This window comes from Leeuwenhoekiella sp. NPDC079379 (genome assembly GCF_044542075.1).
Lineage (GTDB): Bacteria > Bacteroidota > Bacteroidia > Flavobacteriales > Flavobacteriaceae > Leeuwenhoekiella.
The window spans coordinates 57,157-75,832 of record NZ_JBITTU010000002.1; the positions used below are offsets into that span (position 1 = coordinate 57,157).

Annotated in this window: 21 protein-coding genes; 20 read left to right on the forward strand and 1 reads right to left on the reverse strand. The window is 36.0% G+C overall.

Annotated features, from left to right (window positions below):
* Positions 1-4 precede the first annotated feature (4 nt).
* The 20 genes from ACIGAM_RS03740 (at position 5) to ACIGAM_RS03835 (ending at position 17,525) form a co-directional block, all read left to right on the forward strand.
* Positions 5-1,276 carry a nucleotide sugar dehydrogenase gene (locus tag ACIGAM_RS03740; protein WP_396510131.1) on the forward strand — a complete coding sequence of 424 codons (1,272 nt, stop codon included), beginning with the start codon at positions 5-7 and terminating at the stop codon, positions 1,274-1,276.
* The gene (wecB, locus tag ACIGAM_RS03745) at positions 1,263-2,390 is read left to right on the forward strand and encodes a non-hydrolyzing UDP-N-acetylglucosamine 2-epimerase (RefSeq protein ID WP_396510132.1); all 1,128 of its coding nucleotides are present in this window, start codon (positions 1,263-1,265) and stop codon (positions 2,388-2,390) included. The genes ACIGAM_RS03740 and wecB overlap by 14 nt, the downstream gene beginning before the upstream one ends.
* The gene (rfbB, locus tag ACIGAM_RS03750; protein WP_396510133.1) at positions 2,387-3,436 is read left to right on the forward strand and encodes a dTDP-glucose 4,6-dehydratase; all 1,050 of its coding nucleotides are present in this window, start codon (positions 2,387-2,389) and stop codon (positions 3,434-3,436) included. The genes wecB and rfbB overlap by 4 nt, the downstream gene beginning before the upstream one ends.
* Before the next feature lie 9 nt (positions 3,437-3,445).
* Positions 3,446-4,303: a glucose-1-phosphate thymidylyltransferase RfbA gene (gene rfbA, locus ACIGAM_RS03755; RefSeq protein WP_396510134.1), complete on the forward strand. Its 858-nt coding sequence runs from the start codon at positions 3,446-3,448 to the stop codon at positions 4,301-4,303.
* Positions 4,303-4,857, forward strand: a complete 555-nt coding sequence (gene rfbC, locus ACIGAM_RS03760; protein WP_396510135.1) for a dTDP-4-dehydrorhamnose 3,5-epimerase — start codon at positions 4,303-4,305, stop codon at positions 4,855-4,857. The genes rfbA and rfbC overlap by 1 nt, the downstream gene beginning before the upstream one ends.
* Positions 4,850-5,698: a dTDP-4-dehydrorhamnose reductase gene (gene rfbD / locus ACIGAM_RS03765; protein ID WP_396510136.1), complete on the forward strand. Its 849-nt coding sequence runs from the start codon at positions 4,850-4,852 to the stop codon at positions 5,696-5,698. The genes rfbC and rfbD overlap by 8 nt, the downstream gene beginning before the upstream one ends.
* A gap of 53 nt (positions 5,699-5,751) precedes the next feature.
* Entirely contained in the window at positions 5,752-6,369 is a 618-nt protein-coding gene (gene recR / locus ACIGAM_RS03770; RefSeq protein WP_396510137.1) for a recombination mediator RecR, read from the forward strand.
* Between the two features lie 3 nt (positions 6,370-6,372).
* The gene (locus ACIGAM_RS03775; protein WP_396510138.1) at positions 6,373-7,491 is read left to right on the forward strand and encodes a glycosyltransferase family 2 protein; all 1,119 of its coding nucleotides are present in this window, start codon (positions 6,373-6,375) and stop codon (positions 7,489-7,491) included.
* An 84-nt stretch (positions 7,492-7,575) separates the two neighbouring features.
* On the forward strand, positions 7,576-8,928 hold the full coding sequence (locus ACIGAM_RS03780; protein ID WP_396510139.1) for a dihydrolipoamide acetyltransferase family protein: 1,353 nt from the start codon (positions 7,576-7,578) through the stop codon (positions 8,926-8,928).
* A gap of 186 nt (positions 8,929-9,114) precedes the next feature.
* Complete coding sequence (locus ACIGAM_RS03785; RefSeq protein WP_396510140.1) at positions 9,115-9,891, forward strand: exonuclease domain-containing protein; 777 nt, start codon at positions 9,115-9,117, stop codon at positions 9,889-9,891.
* Positions 9,892-9,895: 4 nt separating this feature from the next.
* Positions 9,896-10,846 carry a carboxypeptidase-like regulatory domain-containing protein gene (locus ACIGAM_RS03790; RefSeq protein WP_396510141.1) on the forward strand — a complete coding sequence of 317 codons (951 nt, stop codon included), beginning with the start codon at positions 9,896-9,898 and terminating at the stop codon, positions 10,844-10,846.
* A gap of 3 nt (positions 10,847-10,849) precedes the next feature.
* Positions 10,850-11,461, forward strand: coding sequence for a fumarylacetoacetate hydrolase family protein (locus tag ACIGAM_RS03795; RefSeq protein ID WP_396510142.1), 612 nt, complete (start codon positions 10,850-10,852; stop codon positions 11,459-11,461).
* Positions 11,462-11,463: 2 nt separating this feature from the next.
* Positions 11,464-11,805 (forward strand): Hpt domain-containing protein, encoded by a 342-nt coding sequence (locus ACIGAM_RS03800; protein ID WP_028375874.1) that lies wholly within the window; start codon positions 11,464-11,466, stop codon positions 11,803-11,805.
* Positions 11,805-13,052 (forward strand): competence/damage-inducible protein A, encoded by a 1,248-nt coding sequence (locus ACIGAM_RS03805; protein WP_396510143.1) that lies wholly within the window; start codon positions 11,805-11,807, stop codon positions 13,050-13,052. Before ACIGAM_RS03800 ends, ACIGAM_RS03805 begins: the two co-directional genes overlap by 1 nt.
* An 80-nt stretch (positions 13,053-13,132) precedes the next feature.
* The gene (gene rpmB, locus ACIGAM_RS03810; protein ID WP_028375872.1) at positions 13,133-13,372 is read left to right on the forward strand and encodes a 50S ribosomal protein L28; all 240 of its coding nucleotides are present in this window, start codon (positions 13,133-13,135) and stop codon (positions 13,370-13,372) included.
* Positions 13,373-13,395: 23 nt separating this feature from the next.
* On the forward strand, positions 13,396-13,578 hold the full coding sequence (gene rpmG / locus ACIGAM_RS03815) for a 50S ribosomal protein L33 (RefSeq protein WP_128758670.1): 183 nt from the start codon (positions 13,396-13,398) through the stop codon (positions 13,576-13,578).
* Between the two features lie 3 nt (positions 13,579-13,581).
* A complete protein-coding gene (locus ACIGAM_RS03820; protein ID WP_396510144.1) occupies positions 13,582-13,734 on the forward strand; it encodes a DUF4295 domain-containing protein in 153 nt (50 codons plus the stop codon).
* 129 nt (positions 13,735-13,863) lie between these two features.
* On the forward strand, positions 13,864-14,817 hold the full coding sequence (gene ftsY / locus ACIGAM_RS03825) for a signal recognition particle-docking protein FtsY (RefSeq protein WP_396510145.1): 954 nt from the start codon (positions 13,864-13,866) through the stop codon (positions 14,815-14,817).
* Positions 14,818-14,902: 85 nt separating this feature from the next.
* Positions 14,903-16,549: an amidase family protein gene (locus ACIGAM_RS03830; protein ID WP_396510146.1), complete on the forward strand. Its 1,647-nt coding sequence runs from the start codon at positions 14,903-14,905 to the stop codon at positions 16,547-16,549.
* A gap of 13 nt (positions 16,550-16,562) precedes the next feature.
* Positions 16,563-17,525 carry a hypothetical protein gene (locus ACIGAM_RS03835; protein WP_396510147.1) on the forward strand — a complete coding sequence of 321 codons (963 nt, stop codon included), beginning with the start codon at positions 16,563-16,565 and terminating at the stop codon, positions 17,523-17,525.
* 11 nt (positions 17,526-17,536) lie between these two features.
* Here ACIGAM_RS03835 and ACIGAM_RS03840 read toward each other — a convergent pair whose 3' ends face one another.
* Positions 17,537-18,610 carry a serine hydrolase domain-containing protein gene (locus ACIGAM_RS03840; protein ID WP_396510148.1) on the reverse strand — a complete coding sequence of 358 codons (1,074 nt, stop codon included), beginning with the start codon at positions 18,608-18,610 and terminating at the stop codon, positions 17,537-17,539.
* Between the last annotated feature and the right edge of the window lie 66 nt (positions 18,611-18,676).

Genomic DNA, 18,676 nt, shown 5'->3' on the forward strand with positions numbered 1-18,676 from the left:
AATAATGAAACTTGGTATTATTGGGTTGGGTTATGTAGGGCTTCCATTGGCTCGTTTATTTGCGACCCGTTATTCTGTAGTAGGTTTTGATATAAATACATCACGTATCGAAGCTTTAAAAACCGGCCACGATCACACCGGTGAGCTTGATACGCAGATACTTTTTTCAGTATTAAAAGAACGTGATACACCAGAGATGGGGCTTTATTGCACAGCTTCACCAGAAGATCTTGCGAATGTCTCTGTATTTATAGTTACAGTACCTACACCCATAGATCGTAATAATACTCCAGATTTGACTCCGTTAATAAAAGCCAGCGAACTTGTCGCAACTTTTTTAAAGGATGGTGATATAGTAATCTACGAATCTACGGTGTACCCTGGCGTAACAGAAGAGATTTGTATTCCTATTCTTGAGAGAATATCGGGATTAGGATATAATGAGCATTTTTATGCAGGTTATTCTCCAGAGCGTATAAATCCCGGTGATAAAACCCATACCGTAGATAAAATAAGAAAAGTAACTTCGGGCTCTACCGAAGATACTGCAAATAAAATAGATGCATTATATGCTTCAGTCATAACTGCAGGTACGTTTAAAGCAGCCTCTATAAAAGTTGCAGAAGCAGCTAAGGTAATTGAAAACTCCCAGCGCGATATCAATATCGCATTTGTAAATGAATTGGCTAAGATTTTTAATCTTCTTAATATAGATACACAAGAGGTTCTAGAAGCTGCTGGTACAAAATGGAATTTTCTTCCGTTTAAGCCTGGTCTTGTAGGTGGTCATTGTATAGGGGTTGATCCCTATTATTTGGCTCAAAAAGCAATGCAGGTAGGGTATCACCCAGAAATTATACTCGCGGGGCGTAAGCTTAATGATAGTATGGGGCCTTATGTAGCTTCGCAGGTTGTCAAATTGATGGCTCAGAAGGATATCAAATTAAAAAACAGCGAGATTCTTATTTTAGGAATTACATTTAAAGAAAATTGCCCAGATGTACGCAATACGCGCGTAATAGATATTATAAAAGATTTAAAGGAATATGGTGCAAATGTTTCGGTCTTTGACCCACAGGCAGATGCGCATTTAGTTAAAAAAGAATATGGTTTTGAACTTTTGAAAGAGTTACCAAATAAACGTTTTCAAGCTGTTGTTCTTGCGGTAGGACATACCGAATTTGAAAGTCTGGATATCGAAGTCCTAAAAGCAGATAACGCCGTGGTGTATGATGTTAAAGGCTTTTTAAAAGAGGGAGTAGATGGAAGGCTCTAAGGATAAAAAACGCGTTCTTTTTGTTTTTGGCACCAGACCCGAAGCTATAAAAATGGCTCCGGTAATTGCAGCTTTTAAGAATGCAGCGTTTTTTGAAACTAAAGTGTGTATTACCGCTCAGCATCGGGAAATGTTGGATCAGGTTCTTGATTTTTTTGAAATTGTACCCGATTATGATTTGGATTTAATGCGAAAAAATCAGGATTTATACAGTTTAACTTCCAGAGTTTTAGAATCGCTTAAAAACCCATTAGAAGATTTTAAACCGAATCTTGTTTTTGTACACGGTGACACTACGACTACAATGGCGGCAAGTCTGGCTGCTTTCTATGCGGGGGCAAAAGTGGGACACATTGAGGCGGGATTACGTACGTTTAATAAACATTCTCCGTTTCCCGAAGAAATGAACCGCCAAATTACCGGAAGACTTACCGACTTTCATTTTGCACCCACGCAACTTTCAAAATCTAATTTACTGGCCGAAAATATAAAAGAAGAAAACATCTTTGTAACCGGTAATACCGTTATTGATGCTCTGCATACTACCGTGCGTAAAGTAGAACAAGAGACGCCATCATTTGCAAAAGATATTCCGTTTTTAGACAAGAAACTAATTGTAATTACAGGACATCGTCGCGAGAATTTTGGATCTGGCATGCGTGGTATCTGCGAAGTATTTAATGAAATAGCATTAAGCAGAACAGATATTCATCTAGTTTACCCGGTACATTTAAATCCTAATGTACAAAGTGTGGTTTCTGAAGTCCTAAGTGGTATTACTAATATTTCATTAATAAATCCCTTAGCTTATCCTGACTTTGTTTGGCTTATGAATAAGGCTCATTTTATTGTTACAGATAGTGGCGGCGTGCAGGAAGAAGCGCCGGGATTGGGTAAGCCGGTTTTAGTAACTCGTGATACGACAGAGCGTCCCGAAGCAATTACTGCGGGCACCGTGCTTTTAGTAGGTACAGACCCTAACAAATTAAAAGAAGGAATTCTAATTTTGCTAAATAACGAGACCGTCTATAATCAAATGAGCCAGGCACATAATCCTTACGGAGATGGCAAGGCGGCACAACGAATTTTTCAATTGGTAAAAGAGCGATTATGAATATTTTAGTCACTGGAGGCGCAGGTTTTATTGGCTCGCACGTAGTAAGACTTTTTGTAAATAACAGACCTCAGGATCATATTTATAATCTTGATGCACTTACCTATGCCGGAAATCTTGAGAATTTGAGGGATATAGAAGATGCAACTAATTACACTTTTATCAAAGCAGATATTAATGATTTAGAAAATCTTGATGCTTTATTTACAACCTATAAATTTGACAGGGTAATTCATCTGGCAGCAGAGTCTCACGTAGATCGCTCTATTAAAGATCCTTTGATATTTGTAAAAACAAATATAATAGGCACCGTAAATTTGCTTAATACCTGTCTCAAGTATTGGGAAGCTCCGTTTACTGAAAACCTCTTTTATCATATTAGTACAGATGAGGTTTATGGTTCTTTAGGCACCGAAGGATTGTTTACAGAGACTACAGCCTACGATCCTAATTCACCCTACAGTGCTTCAAAAGCTGGTTCTGACCATTTTGTACGAGCATACGGCGAAACTTATGACCTACCATATGTAATAACGAATTGTAGTAATAACTATGGTCAAAATCAGTTTCCAGAAAAATTGATTCCGTTGTTTATCAATAACTGCATACATAAAAAAGCTTTACCAGTTTATGGTGATGGCGATTACACACGAGATTGGCTTTATGTGGTAGATCACGCATTAGCTATAGAACAGGTTTTTACTAACGGAACATTAAAAGAAACCTATAACATAGGCGGTTTTAATGAGTGGAAAAATATAGATCTTGTAAAACTTCTCTGCAAAATTATGGATGAGAAGTTAAATAATCCCGCCGGTACTAGTGAACAGCTCATTACCTATGTAAAAGATAGGCCGGGACACGATAAACGCTATGCCATTGATGCAACTAAAATTAATAAGGCCTTAGGTTGGGAGCCTTCGGTAACTTTTGAAGAAGGTTTACGTTTAACTATAGATTGGTATCTTGCAAATTCTAGCTGGTTAGAAAATGTGACCAGTGGTAATTATCAGCTGTATTACGATGCCCATTATTTAAATGCCTAATTAGGTTTTATGAAAGGAATTATTTTAGCCGGAGGCTCTGGAACTCGTTTATATCCTCTTACTGTTGCTGTAAGTAAACAATTACTTCCGGTTTATGATAAGCCTATGATCTATTATCCGCTTTCCACTTTAATGCTAGCCGGAATTCAGGAAATATTAATCATAACTACACCGCAAGATCAGACTGCTTTTAAAAATTTATTAGGAAATGGTTCTTCTCTGGGATGCCAATTTGAGTATGCCATACAGGAACAACCTAATGGTTTAGCAGAGGCGTTTATTATAGGAGCAGATTTTATAGGAGGTGATTCAGTAGCTTTAATTTTAGGAGATAATATTTTCTATGGAAGTGGACTTAGTAAACTTTTACAAGACCAAACTCAAATTAAAGGCGGGGCTATTTTCGCATATCCGGTAAAAGATCCTAATAGATATGGAATCGTAGAATTTGATGAGCAAGGTAAAGTACTTTCGATTGAAGAAAAACCAGAACTGCCTAAGTCTAAATATGCTATTCCTGGTTTGTATTTCTTTGACAAAAGAGCAGTAGCTTTTGCTAAGGATGTAAAACCATCAGAGCGTGGAGAGATAGAAATCACGAGTATTCAAAATCGATATCTTGAATTAGAAGAGCTTCAGGTAGCTATTATGAATCGAGGTATGACGTGGTTTGATACCGGTACCATAGACTCCTTAAATGAAGCAACAGACTTTGTAAAGGCAATAGAACATCGCCAGCAATATAAAATAGGTTGTATAGAAGAGGTAGCTTTGTTGATGAATTTTATAACTAAAGAACAAGTGGCTGCAATAGCTTCTAATTACGGCAAATCTGCTTACGGTGCTTATTTAAAAACATTAGTTTAATGCAATTTATAGAGACAGGGTTTAAAGATCTTTGGTTAATGGAGCCCAAGGTTTTTGGAGATTCCAGAGGCTATTTTTTTGAGGCCTTTAATGCGAATACCTTTTTAGAACATACAGGCTTAAAACCCAATTTTGTACAGCAAAATCAATCCAAATCTCAGAAAAATGTTTTGAGAGGTTTGCATTTGCAAACAGGCGATCAAAGTCAGGCAAAATTAATACGTGTTATTCAGGGGAGTGTTCTTGATGTGGTTGTAGATTTGAGAAAAGAGGAGCCTACATTTGGCAAAAGTTATGCGATAGAGCTTAATGAAAGCAATCAAAGACAATTATTTGTACCTCGCAATTTTGCACACGGCTTTTTAGTTTTAGAAGATGATACGTTATTTACCTACAGTTGTGATAATTATTACAATCCACAGTCTGAACTTACTTTAAAATTTGACGACCCTAACTTTATTAATAATTGGCCAGAAAATATAGCATTTAATCTTTCTGAAAAAGATGCTAAAGGTCTTGATTTCAAATCTGTAATAGATAGGATGTATGTCTAAACAATCACTAAAAGTTTTGGTTACAGGAGCTTCCGGTCAGTTGGGACAGTGTATACAACAAGCCGCAGTAGATTTTGGTTATGAAATGTACTACGCAGACCGTAAGGCTTTAGATATTACAGATGCGGAAAGTTTACGAAGGTCGCTTCAGAATTTTCATCCAGATGTTATAATCAATACAGCTGCGTATACACACGTAGATTTAGCCGAAAGTAAGCAGGAAAACGCGTATTTGATTAACAGAGATGGTGTTGAGAACCTAATTGCATTTTGCGAAGAATTTAATGTAAAACTCATTCATATTTCAACAGATTACGTGTTTAAGGGTCTGGAAACAAAACCTTACTCCGTTGATGCTAATACTATACCTACTACGGTTTATGGTGCGTCAAAATTAGCCGGTGAGCAAGTTATTCTTCAGTCTGATATCGGTGCTTATTGGATTATTAGAACTTCCTGGTTGTATAGTGAATTTGGTAAAAATTTTTATAAAACAATTCAGAATCTAGCGGGAAAGTTAGATACACTACGCGTAGTAAATGACCAAATTGGTTCTCCTACGCGGGCAGAGGAATTTGCTTTTTTTTTACTTAAATGCCTTCCGCAGTTAACTTCATCTTCAAAAGGAATTTATCATTTTAGCAATACCGGTAGTTGTACCTGGTTTGATTTTGCAAAGGCCATTGTAGAAAAACATAACCTAAAAAGTAAAGTTATAGCGGTGACGTCAGCAGAATTTCCTACTGCTGCTGTGAGACCGGCTTACAGTGTTTTAGATGCATCAAAAATTAGCGATACATTCGGGTTTAAGATTAAGAACTGGCGCGAAGGTTTAGGTTAAGGAAAACCTATTAGCGATTTGATTACTCTAAATGTTTGCTAACTTTACCGCTTATGGAATTTTCATCTAAATTATTAGAGCAGGCTGTTTATGAGATGTCGCAATTGCCGGGAATAGGTAAGCGTACAGCACTTCGTTTAGTACTTCATTTACTACGCCAGTCTGAAAATCAGACTCAACTATTAGCACAGGCTCTTGTAAAACTACGTACCGAAATAAAATTCTGTAAAAACTGCCACAATATTTCTGATGTAGAAATTTGTGAGATATGTGCAAACGCTAATCGAGATGCTTCTATAGTTTGTATTGTTGAAGATGTGAGAGATGTGATGGCTATCGAGAATACCAGCCAGTATAGAGGGCAATATCACGTTTTAGGTGGTAAAATATCACCTTTAGATGGTATAGGGCCGCAAGATCTAACAATCTATTCGCTAATCGAAAAAGTAAAATCAGGTACTGTAGATGAAGTGATTTTTGCATTAAGCTCAACAATGGAAGGAGATACCACCAATTTTTACATTTACAGACAGCTGGAAGAATTTAATATAAAAACGTCAACTATCGCTCGCGGTATTGCTGTGGGAGACGAGCTGGAGTTTGCAGATGAGGTCACGCTAGGACGCAGTATTTTACATAGAATTCCTTTTGAAAATTCGCTAAAAAACTAGCCGATGACACTATCGGTTATAATTGTCAATTACAAGGTTCCTTATTTTTTGCAGCTTTGTTTGCAAAGTGTCACCCGTGCACTTGAATATATTGATGCTGAAATTATCGTTGTTGATAATGCTTCACAAGATTTTAGTGTATCTATGGTACAGCAGTATTTTCCTGATGTTAAACTTATTGCAAATACTACAAACAGCGGTTTTTCTAAGGCTAATAACCAAGGTGTTGCTCAAGCTAAAGGGGAGTATATCTGTATATTAAATCCTGATACAGTACTACCTGAAAATTGTTTTTCAACGTTATTAAAATTTGCTCAGAGTGTTACAAATATAGGAGCAATAGGTATTCGACTTATAGATGGCACCGGTAATTACTTACCAGAAAGTAAGCGCAATCTGCCAACGATAAACGTTTCAGTTCAAAAGTTTACTGGTAATACATCAACCTATTATGCAAATCAATTAGCGCAGGATGAGATAGGTGAAGTACCGGTTTTAGTAGGAGCTTTTATGTTTATTAAAAAGCAGGTGTACATGGATTCAGGAGGTTTTGACGAAGATTATTTTATGTACGGTGAAGATATAGATCTTAGTTATACGCTTAATAAAAAAGGATTTTCTAACTATTATTATGGTAAGATAACCGCAGTACATTTTAAAGGAGAAAGCAGTATAAAAGACAAAATTTACGCTCAGCGCTTTTTTGGCGCAATGCATATATTTCACAAAAAACATTTTTCAAAAGGGGTAATTAGCGATTGGATTCTGGGATTAGTATTAAAATTAAGCTCGATTTCTTATAGCTTACCTAAATCTAAAAAAAAATCTGAACCCCCAATTTCTAATTTTTATTTAGTATCTGAAGATTTAAAATCAAAAGATACTATGCGCTTAAATTTAGAAAAGGAGTTGGAAGTCATTAGTTTAGCTCAAGTGAAGAAAGCTATGCTCACAAATTCATTTGTTGTGTTCGATTTAAAAACCTTAAAAATAACAGCTATTATTGATGCAATGACTTTGTTAAAAAACAATCAAAATAGGTTCCGCATACGACCTTCAAATTGTAATTTTATCGCAGGCAGCGATTCTTCAACAGATCGAGGCGAAATTCAAATCTGGTAGGCGAATAATTATTTTCTAATTTTAGAATATAATTTTTTATTAAATTCGCAAAAAATAAAGCACACTAATCTATTTATTACGAATATGGCAAAATTTGAACTTAAGTTACCGAAAATGGGAGAGAGCGTTGCAGAAGCTACGGTAACAAACTGGCTCAAAGAAGTAGGTGATAGCATTGAGCTTGATGAACCGGTGGTTGAAATTGCGACTGATAAAGTAGATAGTGAGGTGCCTAGTGAGGTAGAAGGTATTCTTATAGAAAAACTATTTGGTCCTGATGATGTTGTGCAAGTGGGGCAGACAATAGCAATTATAGAAACTTCTTCAGAGAGCACAGGAGCACCAGATTCTAAGGATTCTGAAAGTGAAGAACCAGAAACTGAAAATGAAGAAGTTGAAGATGCTGCTAATGATGCAGCTGCTCGTGTAGAAGATGCAAAAATAAAAACGGCATCTGCGGTAGCTATTTCTAATGATGGAGATCGTTTTTATTCTCCGTTAGTTAAGAACATAGCGCAACAAGAGGGTATTGCTCAGGAAGAATTAGATCAGATTAAAGGTACAGGTCTTGAGGGCCGCGTTACTAAAGACGATATTTTAAATTACGTAGAGAATTCTAAAAGTGGTAAAGCACAAAAGACTTCACCTCCTAAAGAAAAATCGGCACCTGAAAAGTCAGAAACAACAACTACTCCATCAAAAGTAGTTTCTCCAGTTTCGGTTAATGGTGGAGATGAAATCATTCAAATGACCCGAATGGGTAAAATGATTTCAAAGCATATGGTAGCTTCTGTACAAGCTTCGGCTCACGTTCAATCATTTATAGAGGTAGATGTTACGAATATATGGAACTGGAGAGCGCGTGTTAAAGATAGTTTTCAAAAGCGAGAAGGAGAGAAGTTAACCTTTACTCCAATTTTTATGGAGGCGGTAGCTAAAGCTATACGTGATTTCCCAATGATTAATATTTCGGTTGATGGCGATACGATCATAAAACGTAAAAATATAAATCTGGGTATGGCAGCAGCTTTACCTGATGGCAATCTTATCGTACCGGTAATACAAAATGCAGACCAGTTAAATCTTGTAGGTATGGCTAAGGCGGTAAATGACCTTGCTAATAGAGCGCGTATGGGTAAGCTAAAACCAGACGATACGCAAGGCGGAACCTATACAGTTACTAATGTAGGTACCTTCGGAAGCATTATGGGTACACCTATTATTAATCAGCCCCAGGTTGCGATTTTAGCATTAGGAGCAATACGTAAAGTCCCAGCGGTTATTGAAACACCAGAAGGTGATTTTATAGGGATTAGACATAAAATGTTTTTATCACATTCTTATGATCATCGGGTTGTAAACGGAGCCTTAGGTGGTCAATTTGTACAACGTGTAGCTCAATATTTAGAAGCTTGGGATAGTTCACGAGAAGTTTAAATATATTTTTTAAATAAAATACAGGAATTAAAATGCCAGAGTTTTCTCTGGCATTTTAGTGTTTAATAATTTTATTAGCAGATGTTTAATGCGCCCATTAGTTCTACTGTTTTAATTTTGAATTACTTTAATTTTTAGCTACACTAAAAATACTAAGTCTTACTTTTGCGTTTAAATTAATAAAGAATGAATCTTAATTTAACGAGGCCTATTTGTTTTTTTGACCTGGAGACTACAGGTATAAATGTGGCTCAGGATAGAATTGTTGAAATATCTATTTTAAAGGTATTTCCTAATGGGAAAGAAGAGAAACATACGTGGCTGGTTAATCCTACGATACCTATACCTGCAGAAACTACAGCAGTTCACGGTATAAAAGACGAGGACGTAGTAGATAAACCCACATTTAAAGAACTGGCAACAGAAATTAATAATCTAATTAAAGATTCTGATCTGGCCGGTTATAATTCAAACCGATTTGACATACCGCTTTTAGCGGAAGAAATGCTTCGTGCAGAAGTTGATTTTGATATGAAAAATAGGCACGCAGTTGATGTGCAAACTATCTTTCATAAAATGGAGCAACGCACGCTGGCGGCAGCACTCAAATTTTACTGTAATCAAAATCTTGAAGATGCACATAGCGCAGAAGCAGATACCATTGCTACTTATGAAGTCCTAAAGGCACAGTTAGATCGTTATGAAGATCTTGAAAATAACATGAAGAGTCTTGCCGAGTTTAGTGCTCGTAAACGCTTTGCAGATTTTGCTGGCTTTATTGCCTATAACAAAGAAGATGAGGAGATTTTTTCCTTCGGAAAGCATAAAGGTAAAAAGGTAGAAGATGTCTTAGATAATGAGCCGGGTTATTTTGGATGGATTCAAAATGCAGATTTTCCGCTTTATACAAAAAAAGTTCTTACAGCAATTAAATTGCGTAAACTGAATACAAAACTATTTTAATCTAATGTTTAAAGTCGCTATTCTTCTTTTGGTGGCATTTACCGGAACATTAGCAGCTCAAAATGTAACTATTGAGGGGAGTGTAGTAGATGCCAACACACAACAGATAATACCTTTTGCAAATCTAATTTTTGCTAATTTTAAAATTGGTACTTCAGCAGATGCCAAGGGTAATTTTAAGTTTACGATTAAAGAGGAACTAAAGAGTGAAACTGTTCTTATAAGTTGTGTAGGGTATAATGACATAGCATTAAAAGCTATATCATTAAATGAGAAACCTATTTCATTAACTCAAAAAACAAACGAACTTTCTGAGGTTACCCTCTATAAAATGAGATTAGAAAAGCAGAAGCGTATCAACTCATTTAGAGGGAAGCAAATTGTAGGATTGGGTAATTTTAGTGGTGGTGCATATCCTTCAGCACTAGCGCGGTATTATAAACGTCCCAGTGACTTTAACGAAGCGTGCTTTATAAAAGCAATTGAAATTCAGTTTTATAGAATTTTAGGAAAGTCTAGCCAGCAGGCCACTTTTAGATTACGCATCTTAGATGTTTCTCAAGATGGAAAACCTGGAAGAGATTTATTAGACAGCGATATTATTATTACAAAGCCGGAAGGAAATCAAAAGTTGACTTTCGATTTAAGCGCCTATAAAGTTAATGTGCCTGATGCTGGTTTTTTTGTTTCCGTAGAACATATTTTTATTGAAGAAAATAAATTTTCAGAATCGTACACATTAAAAGTTAATGACACCAGCGGTTACCGCGAATATAAGGTTGATAGGTACGCACCAATTTTTAAGGGTATCGAAACGAGCAGTAACAATACCATTACCCGATGTTTTTATAAAAGTATAAATGGGTGGAAATCTATAGATCTTTTAAATACAGAAGGCAGTGCTTTAAATGGAAAATTTCCTGCACCTGCATTTAAAATATTATTTACAGATTAGCGTATGAAAATCATATGTATAGGGCAGAATTATAGCGAACACATTAAAGAATTAAACAGCGAAACTCCTAAAGAGCCTCTGTTTTTTTTAAAACCAGATTCTGCTGTTTTACTTAAAAAACACCCCTTTGTAATTCCTGAATTTACAAATGAGGTACATTATGAAGTTGAAGTGTTAGTGCGTATTAACAGGCTTGGGAAATATATAGCGCCTAAATTTGCACACAAGTATTATAATGAAATTGGTTTAGGAATAGATTTTACAGCAAGAGATTTGCAAAGAGAGTGCAAAGCTAAAGGATATCCCTGGGAAAAAGCAAAAGCTTTTGATGGCTCTGCAGTAATTGGAGAGTGGGTTGACAAAGAAAATTTTAAAGATTTAAGCAATTTAGATTTTCATTTGAAAAAAAATGATAAAATTGTGCAATCAGGAAACACTGCGGATATGGTCTATGATATTGATACGTTAATCGCATATGTTTCTCAATATATGACTTTAAAAATAGGAGATATCCTATTTACAGGAACCCCTGCAGGAGTTGGGCCTGTTGCTATAAATGATAAATTAACCGGATACCTAAACTCCAAAGAATCATTCACCCTAAATATTAAATAACCATGCCTACACATTATGACTTATACCAGCTAGAAGATATGTCTGGTGGTGACAAAGAATTTATGAAAACGGTTGTAGAGGCTTTTCTTTCTGAAATCCCGCCAGATTTAGAAAGTATGAAAATGGCCATTGATAATGATAATCATAAAATGGCCTATCAATTTGCGCATAAGATGAAACCTAATCTTGAAATGTTTGGGATAGATCTTATACGTGAAATCTCTGCGATGGAGCGCTGGGCAGATAGCGGAAAACCCACTTCGGTAATACGGCCTCAACTAGATACTATTATAGAATTAACAAATAATGCGATTGTAGAAATGCGCAAAGACTGGAAGATGTAATGCGGGCACATATTATTACCATAGGAGATGAAATTCTTATAGGGCAAATTGTAGATACAAATTCCGCATTTATAGCAAAAGAGCTTGATAAAATAGGAGTTGAAGTGTATCAAATATCTTCAATTTCTGATGATAAGCAACATATTTTAGACAGCCTTACGGCTGCTGAAAAAACTGCAGATCTGGTTATCCTAACGGGAGGTCTTGGCCCTACTAAAGACGATATTACGAAGCACACGTTGTGTGAATATTTTGAAGATATACTGGTTGAAAATGCTGAGGTTTTAGAGCATGTTGAAAACCTATTTAAGCATCACGTTAACCGGCCTATATTACCGGCAAATCGTAGTCAGGCTATGATTCCCAGTAAGGCTTCGGTATTAAAAAACGCCTACGGTACTGCCCCGGGAATGTGGATGCAGTCTGGAAACACGGTATTTATATCAATGCCCGGAGTGCCTTTTGAAATGAAGTCTATAATGACTGAGGAGATAATACCGCGTTTGCAAAAAGAATTTAGCAGACCCTTTATTGTGCACCGTACATTGCAGACCTATGGAGTAGGTGAGAGTGAAATTGCAAATACTATTGAGGAATGGGAGAACAACCTACCTTCAGACATTAAATTAGCTTATTTGCCGGCTTTAGGTAAGGTGCGGTTACGACTTTCAACAAAGGGAGTAGATAAGGTGCTTTTAAATCATAATCTAGATAAACAGATTACGTTATTAAATGAGCTTATAGGAGATATTATCGTTGGCTATGACGATGGGGAATCTATTGAAGCGGTAGTAGCAAGTTTATTTAAAACAAAAAATAAAACACTGGCAGTTGCAGAAAGTTGCACCGGTGGTCAAATTGCAGCTGCAATTACCGCAATTCCCGGAGCTTCGGGATATTTTAAAGGAGGTATGGTTACCTATGCTACACATTCTAAAGTTGAGCTTTTAAAAATAGATCAGGAGCTTATAGATAAACATTCGGTAGTAAGCGCTGAAGTTGCAGAAGCCATGGCGGTATCAGTGCGTAACTGGTACAAATCTGATTATGCAATCTCAACAACTGGTAATGCAGGACCTTTAAAGGGAGATTCTGAAGCAGAAGTAGGTACGGTATTCATAGGAATAGCCACTCCCGCTAAAGTTTTTTCAGTAGAATTTAATATGGGTAATCATCGCGAGCGTGTGATTTCAAAGAGTGTGAACAAAGCTTTTGAGCTTCTTCAAAAAGAAATTTTAAAAAACTAGTGTTTAAAGTTGTTCAACTTGTTTAAGTTGTGTAAATTTGCACCCTGTTTTTCAGTAACACAATATAAAGTTTTAGAATCATGTCAAGAGTTTGTGAGCTTACGGGCAAAAAAGCAATGGTAGGGAATAATGTTTCTCACGCGATGAATAAGACAAAGCGTAAATTTGATGCCAATTTAATCAAAAAACGTTTTTACATTCCAGAAGAGGATAAGTGGGTAACATTAAAAATTTCTACAGCCGCTCTTAAAAATATAAATAAGAAGGGGATTACTGCAGTGCTTAAAGAAGCACGCGCTAAAGGCTTTCTTAAAAAGTAATAACAGTATAACGACCAGCAATTATGGCAAAGAAAGGCAATAGAGTACAGGTAATTTTAGAGTGCACAGAGCATAAAGCTTCTGGTAAACCAGGAACATCTCGTTATATTACCACTAAGAACAAAAAGAATACCCCAGATAGAATGGAATTAAAAAAATTCAATTCTATTTTGAATAAAATGACTGTTCACAAAGAAATAAAATAAGACATGGCAAAGAAATCAGTAGCAACATTACAGACAGGGTCTAAACGTTTGACCAAAGCCATTAAAATGGTAAAATCTCCTAAGACTGGTGCTTACACTTTCGTAGAAGCTGTTATGGCTCCAGAATCTGTTGGTGAGTTTTTAGATAAAAAATAATATCTTTAAAAGATATATTCAAAGCCGTTACGCTCTGCGTGACGGCTTTTTGTATTTTTAATATTTGAGGTTTATAAATAGTCTTAAAGAGAATACCTTTGTAGTGCTAACAAATGCATCCTGAATACGATGAGTTTTTTAAAGAAAATATTTTCCAAAGAAAAAAAAGAAACTTTAGACAAAGGTCTGGAGAAAACCAATACTAATTTTTTAAGCAAACTAGGTAAAGCTGTTGCCGGTAAAAATAAGGTTGATGATGACGTTTTAGATAATCTTGAAGATGTGCTGGTTTCTAGTGATGTGGGTGTTGCTACGACGATTAAAATTATAAATCGTATCGAAGCTCGTGTATCTAGAGATAAATATTTAGGCACCGAGGAGTTAAACGCTATCTTAAGAGAAGAGATTGCTGGGTTAATGAGTGAGACAAATAGTGGTGATGCTACAGACTTCTCAGTTCCTGCAAAAAAACCTTATGTTATTATGGTAGTAGGCGTTAACGGCGTAGGCAAAACCACGACAATAGGGAAGCTTGCATACCAGTTTAAGAAAAAAGGCTTGAAGGTGGTCTTAGGTGCCGGCGATACCTTTAGAGCAGCTGCAATTGATCAACTTCAAATTTGGGCAGATCGTGTAGATGTACCTATAGTTAAGCAACAAATGGGTAGTGATCCTGCTTCAGTAGCTTTTGATACCGTGCAAAGTGCTGTGAAAATGGATGCTGATGTTGTTATTATAGATACAGCCGGTCGTTTGCACAACAAAGTTAATTTAATGAATGAATTAACAAAAGTTAAGCGGGTTATGCAAAAAGTGATTGATGATGCTCCAGATGAAGTATTATTGGTTTTAGATGGTTCTACCGGTCAGAATGCTTTTGAACAGGCTAAGCAGTTTACAGCAGCTACAGAGGTTACTGCACTTGCAGTTACTAAATTAGACGGAACAGCGAAAGGGGGAGTTGTTATCGGGATAAGTGATCAATTTCAGATTCCGGTAAAATATATTGGTGTAGGAGAAGGTATTGAAGATTTACAGGTTTTTAATAAAATTGAATTTGTAGATTCGTTTTTTAGAGTTTAAAATTTAAAGTACTCTTATAATATTTAAAAGGCATCCACATTTGTGAGATGCCTTTTTGTATTTTAGTTGAAAATTGAAAATTTATATGAAAAGAATACTACTTCTAATAGCACTTTGCGCAATAATCTCGTGTAAAGAAAATACAATTGCCACTGTTTCTGTTACAACCGTAGAGACTGTCACTGACACAACTGTTAAAGAACGCGAATTTGCGGTTTTAGATTCTAGAGTTTTGAATTTTGATAAACTTTGGGAGCCTTTCAACGAAGACTTAGCTCAATTTACTGATGCGGATTATGCCAGAGTAAAAATGTTAGCTTTTGAAAGAACAATACCTGAAATTCAGCGAGCTATAGTAGATGGCAAATTGAGTTATGAAGATTTGGTTTTATTTTATTTAAGCCGAATCAAAAAATACGATCGTAATAATGACCTATCTTTAAATTCGGTTATCGCATTAAATCCTAATGTGGTTGCAGAGGCTAGAACGCTTGATTTACAGGAAAAGCTTTTGGTAGATATGTATTCTATTCACGGAATGCCAATTTTGTTGAAAGATAATATCAATGCATCGGGAATGCCCACTACAGCCGGAGCAGTTGTTTTTGAAAATAACAACGCTGAAGATGCCTTCATAACCAAACAACTTAAAGCAAACGGAGCGCTTATTTTAGGAAAGGCAAACTTAAGTGAATGGGCGTATTTCTTTTGTAACGATTGCCCAAGTGGGTATTCGGCTATTGGTGGCCAAACCTTAAACCCTTACGGCCGGAAAATTCATGATACCGGTGGTTCAAGCTCTGGGAGTGGGGTTTCTATGGCGGCAAACTTTGCGGTAGCTGCAGTAGGTTCAGAAACCAGTGGCTCTATACTTTCACCTTCCAGTTCAAATTCGGTTGTAGGTTTAAAACCTACGATTGGCTTGCTTTCTCGTGGCGGAATCGTTCCTATATCCAGTACGCTAGACACTCCCGGGCCGATGACACGCTCGGTTATTGATAATGCAATTTTGCTTCAGGCGATGACAGGTATTGATGCTAAAGATGCTAAAGCAGTTTCTTTAAAGGCTCCAAAAACGGATTATGTTTCGGTATTAAAAAATCTCAATCCTTCTGAATTTTTAAAAGGAAAGCGTTTAGGTTATTATAAAAGTTATGAAGATACGTTGTACGTTCAGGCAGTAAATGTTTTAAAAGATGCTGGTGCCACTTTAATTGAACTTCAACGCCCGGATATTGATTTACCACAGTTTTTAAGGGTATTAAATCTCGACATGCAAAAAGATTTACCGGATTATATTTCTCAATACGGAGCGAAAACTCTTGCTGTAAAAGATTTGAACGATATTACCGCGTATAACAAAGAAGATTCTCTAGTTCGTATGCCGTACGGTCAAGGACTACTTTACGGAGTACTTGCCGATTCTGCTTCTGCTGAAGAATTTACGGCGATTAAAGATACTTTAGAACGCAACGGAAGACGGTTTTTTGACGAATCTATTAACGCAAATAATCTCGATGCGGTACTATCTATAAATAACTATATGGCTGGTTTTGCTGCCGTGGCGAAGTATCCTGCTATTACAGTTCCTATGGGGTATAAAGAGACCCATCAGCCAATGGGACTTACTTTTATTGCACCCACCTTATCAGAAGCAAAACTTCTGGAACTGGCGTATGCTTATGAGACCATTTCTAAAATGAGAAAGACTCCTATTGATTATGAGGAATAAGAAAAATATGTATTTGAAAAATTTAAAATTTTGTTTAATAGTATTTATAATTTTTTTAAGTGTTGTAAGCTGCTCCAGAAGTGATGATGGTAAAACAGATTTGGATATATATTACAAGGTAATGATTCAGCGAGATGGGAGCGGATATTTTATTGGAGATAATAAATCGAAAGTTTTTAAGGAATTTAGGATTAAAAATAATTTCAGTACTTCATATAAATTTCCAGAAAGTGATAAAGTTTTATTTTATAGAACTGATAAAGAAGGCGGGAAATTATATTCTTTTATGGTTGATTTGAATCAGATTTACAATAGCGAAGATTTAGAATTTGACTTTGAAGAGAATTTAGTTATAACAGATTTACCAAGTTCCAGCTTCTACTTAGAAATTTTAGATGCTACAAATTTCTTTTTTATTGTGAATAATGAATATGATGTTAAGTTTTTGAAATATTCTAACAATAAACTTATAGAAACCAAAAATCTAAGTAAGTCATTTGCTTTATATGATCTAAAGGATTATTCGAGCTATATTTTTTTAAATGAAACATCTGAATTAGTCTTCATTGAAGAAAAGCTAAGTTATAATCAAATTCTCAAAAAAATAAATATTAATACTTGGGAGGATAATTCAAAAGAAGTGACATATCCAGGTAAAATATTTAAATTTTTAGTAGTACCCAATGGTTATTATATATTAAGTTCAATTGAAAGAGGACATATTCCTTATGTTTATTTACTCAATTCAGAAGGAGATATACTAAATACTTATGATAAAGATTTTAATTATTTTCTAAGGATAATTAGTCGTCCTATTTTTTATGATCCAGTAGATAATCGTCTAGAGTTTATTGCTTTAGGAGACGGAATTAAGGCGCAAGGATTTTTTGATATGAATAATTTTGAGATTTTTCAAAACAGCATAAGTGGTAATATGCGTTTAGATACCGGAGTGGTTTACTATTTTCATCCATAAATTTTAATTCGCTAAAATATTACCTTCAACTTTTCCCACAACTCATTATCATAAGAAGTTGGTCCCAGATCTTCCTCATCAGCTGCCGGCCCTTGTCTTACAATCACCATATTTTTACTGGGGATTACGTAGAGTTTTTTATCATTGGCGCCCAGCCCTGCAATAAGATCATTGGGAGCATTGGGAATTAATTTACCGGTGAAGGTCTGGGTAGAACCGGGAAGTTTATAACTCGATTTTCCGTTAAGCCACCAGAGATAGCCATAACTGGGATTGAGTTCTTGAGAGGTCGTGGTCATTTTTCGCCAATATTCGGTGTTTAAAATATTAGTGATATCCCAAGTGCCTTTATTTAAATTAAGTAACCCGAAACGCGCCATCCCTCGTGCTGTACTAAAATAGACATTGTTGTAGCCTAAAGTAATCCAGCGACCGTCTAATCCTATTTTATCTTTTAATTCGGTTTTAAAAAAGGAGTCAAACCCCGCGGGAGTTGCTGCGTCTAAAACCGGTTGTAGTAAGGTGTAATAGGCGTTATAATAATACCATTCGGTACCTGGTGCAGAACGATAATTGAGACAATTTGCTTCATAACAACCGGTGTCGCCTGTAGTAAAATTACCACCAGATGTCATTGTAAGTTGGTTGCTTAAGGTAATTGCGTCTTCTTGTTCTGGTAGCATAGCAGTCCAGCCGCGCCCTAGATAATCAGTTGTTTTATCTTGGAGATTGAGATGACCTTGCTGTTCGGCAATGCCTACGGTAAATGCAGTCAGTGTTTTTCCGGCAGAATTCCAGGGGAATAAATCTGTTGCTGCACTTCCGTTGTAATAGGATTCAAAAGCAATTTTTCCATTTACAAGAATTATAAAAGCTTCTGTATTTGTTTGCGTAAGAAAAGTTTCTAATTCGGTGATTCCGGTGGTATTCCAACCTAAATTAACAGGATTTAAAGTTTTCCAGGATGAGCCGGTTAGGGGCGGAAAGTACAGGTTTTCTTCAGTTTCTGGCATATAAATGTTATCTGTGTCTGAAGAACACGACCAAAGCAACAAAAGTCCTAATAAAGCGACTATAAATTTCATAAATCAACAGAATTTAAGATTAGATCAATTTAAGACTAAAAAGGTTTAAAATATCTTATCTTTGCG

Bases quoted from the DNA above. Each gene is read 5' to 3' on its own strand.
- ftsY (WP_396510145.1), top strand. From the start codon at position 13,864: ATGAGTTTTTTAAAGAAAATATTTTCCAAAGAAAAAAAAGAAACTTTA.
- wecB (WP_396510132.1), top strand. From the start codon at position 1,263: ATGGAAGGCTCTAAGGATAAAAAACGCGTTCTTTTTGTTTTTGGCACC.
- rfbB (WP_396510133.1), top strand. From the start codon at position 2,387: ATGAATATTTTAGTCACTGGAGGCGCAGGTTTTATTGGCTCGCACGTA.
- ACIGAM_RS03805 (WP_396510143.1), top strand. From the start codon at position 11,805: ATGCGGGCACATATTATTACCATAGGAGATGAAATTCTTATAGGGCAA.
- rfbA (WP_396510134.1), top strand. From the start codon at position 3,446: ATGAAAGGAATTATTTTAGCCGGAGGCTCTGGAACTCGTTTATATCCT.
- rfbC (WP_396510135.1), top strand. From the start codon at position 4,303: ATGCAATTTATAGAGACAGGGTTTAAAGATCTTTGGTTAATGGAGCCC.
- ACIGAM_RS03830 (WP_396510146.1), top strand. From the start codon at position 14,903: ATGAAAAGAATACTACTTCTAATAGCACTTTGCGCAATAATCTCGTGT.
- ACIGAM_RS03790 (WP_396510141.1), top strand. From the start codon at position 9,896: ATGTTTAAAGTCGCTATTCTTCTTTTGGTGGCATTTACCGGAACATTA.
- recR (WP_396510137.1), top strand. From the start codon at position 5,752: ATGGAATTTTCATCTAAATTATTAGAGCAGGCTGTTTATGAGATGTCG.
- rfbD (WP_396510136.1), top strand. From the start codon at position 4,850: ATGTCTAAACAATCACTAAAAGTTTTGGTTACAGGAGCTTCCGGTCAG.
- ACIGAM_RS03820 (WP_396510144.1), top strand. From the start codon at position 13,582: ATGGCAAAGAAATCAGTAGCAACATTACAGACAGGGTCTAAACGTTTG.
- ACIGAM_RS03795 (WP_396510142.1), top strand. From the start codon at position 10,850: ATGAAAATCATATGTATAGGGCAGAATTATAGCGAACACATTAAAGAA.
- ACIGAM_RS03740 (WP_396510131.1), top strand. From the start codon at position 5: ATGAAACTTGGTATTATTGGGTTGGGTTATGTAGGGCTTCCATTGGCT.
- ACIGAM_RS03785 (WP_396510140.1), top strand. From the start codon at position 9,115: ATGAATCTTAATTTAACGAGGCCTATTTGTTTTTTTGACCTGGAGACT.
- rpmB (WP_028375872.1), top strand. From the start codon at position 13,133: ATGTCAAGAGTTTGTGAGCTTACGGGCAAAAAAGCAATGGTAGGGAAT.
- ACIGAM_RS03840 (WP_396510148.1), bottom strand. From the start codon at position 18,610: ATGAAATTTATAGTCGCTTTATTAGGACTTTTGTTGCTTTGGTCGTGT.
- ACIGAM_RS03775 (WP_396510138.1), top strand. From the start codon at position 6,373: ATGACACTATCGGTTATAATTGTCAATTACAAGGTTCCTTATTTTTTG.
- rpmG (WP_128758670.1), top strand. From the start codon at position 13,396: ATGGCAAAGAAAGGCAATAGAGTACAGGTAATTTTAGAGTGCACAGAG.
- ACIGAM_RS03780 (WP_396510139.1), top strand. From the start codon at position 7,576: ATGGCAAAATTTGAACTTAAGTTACCGAAAATGGGAGAGAGCGTTGCA.
- ACIGAM_RS03800 (WP_028375874.1), top strand. From the start codon at position 11,464: ATGCCTACACATTATGACTTATACCAGCTAGAAGATATGTCTGGTGGT.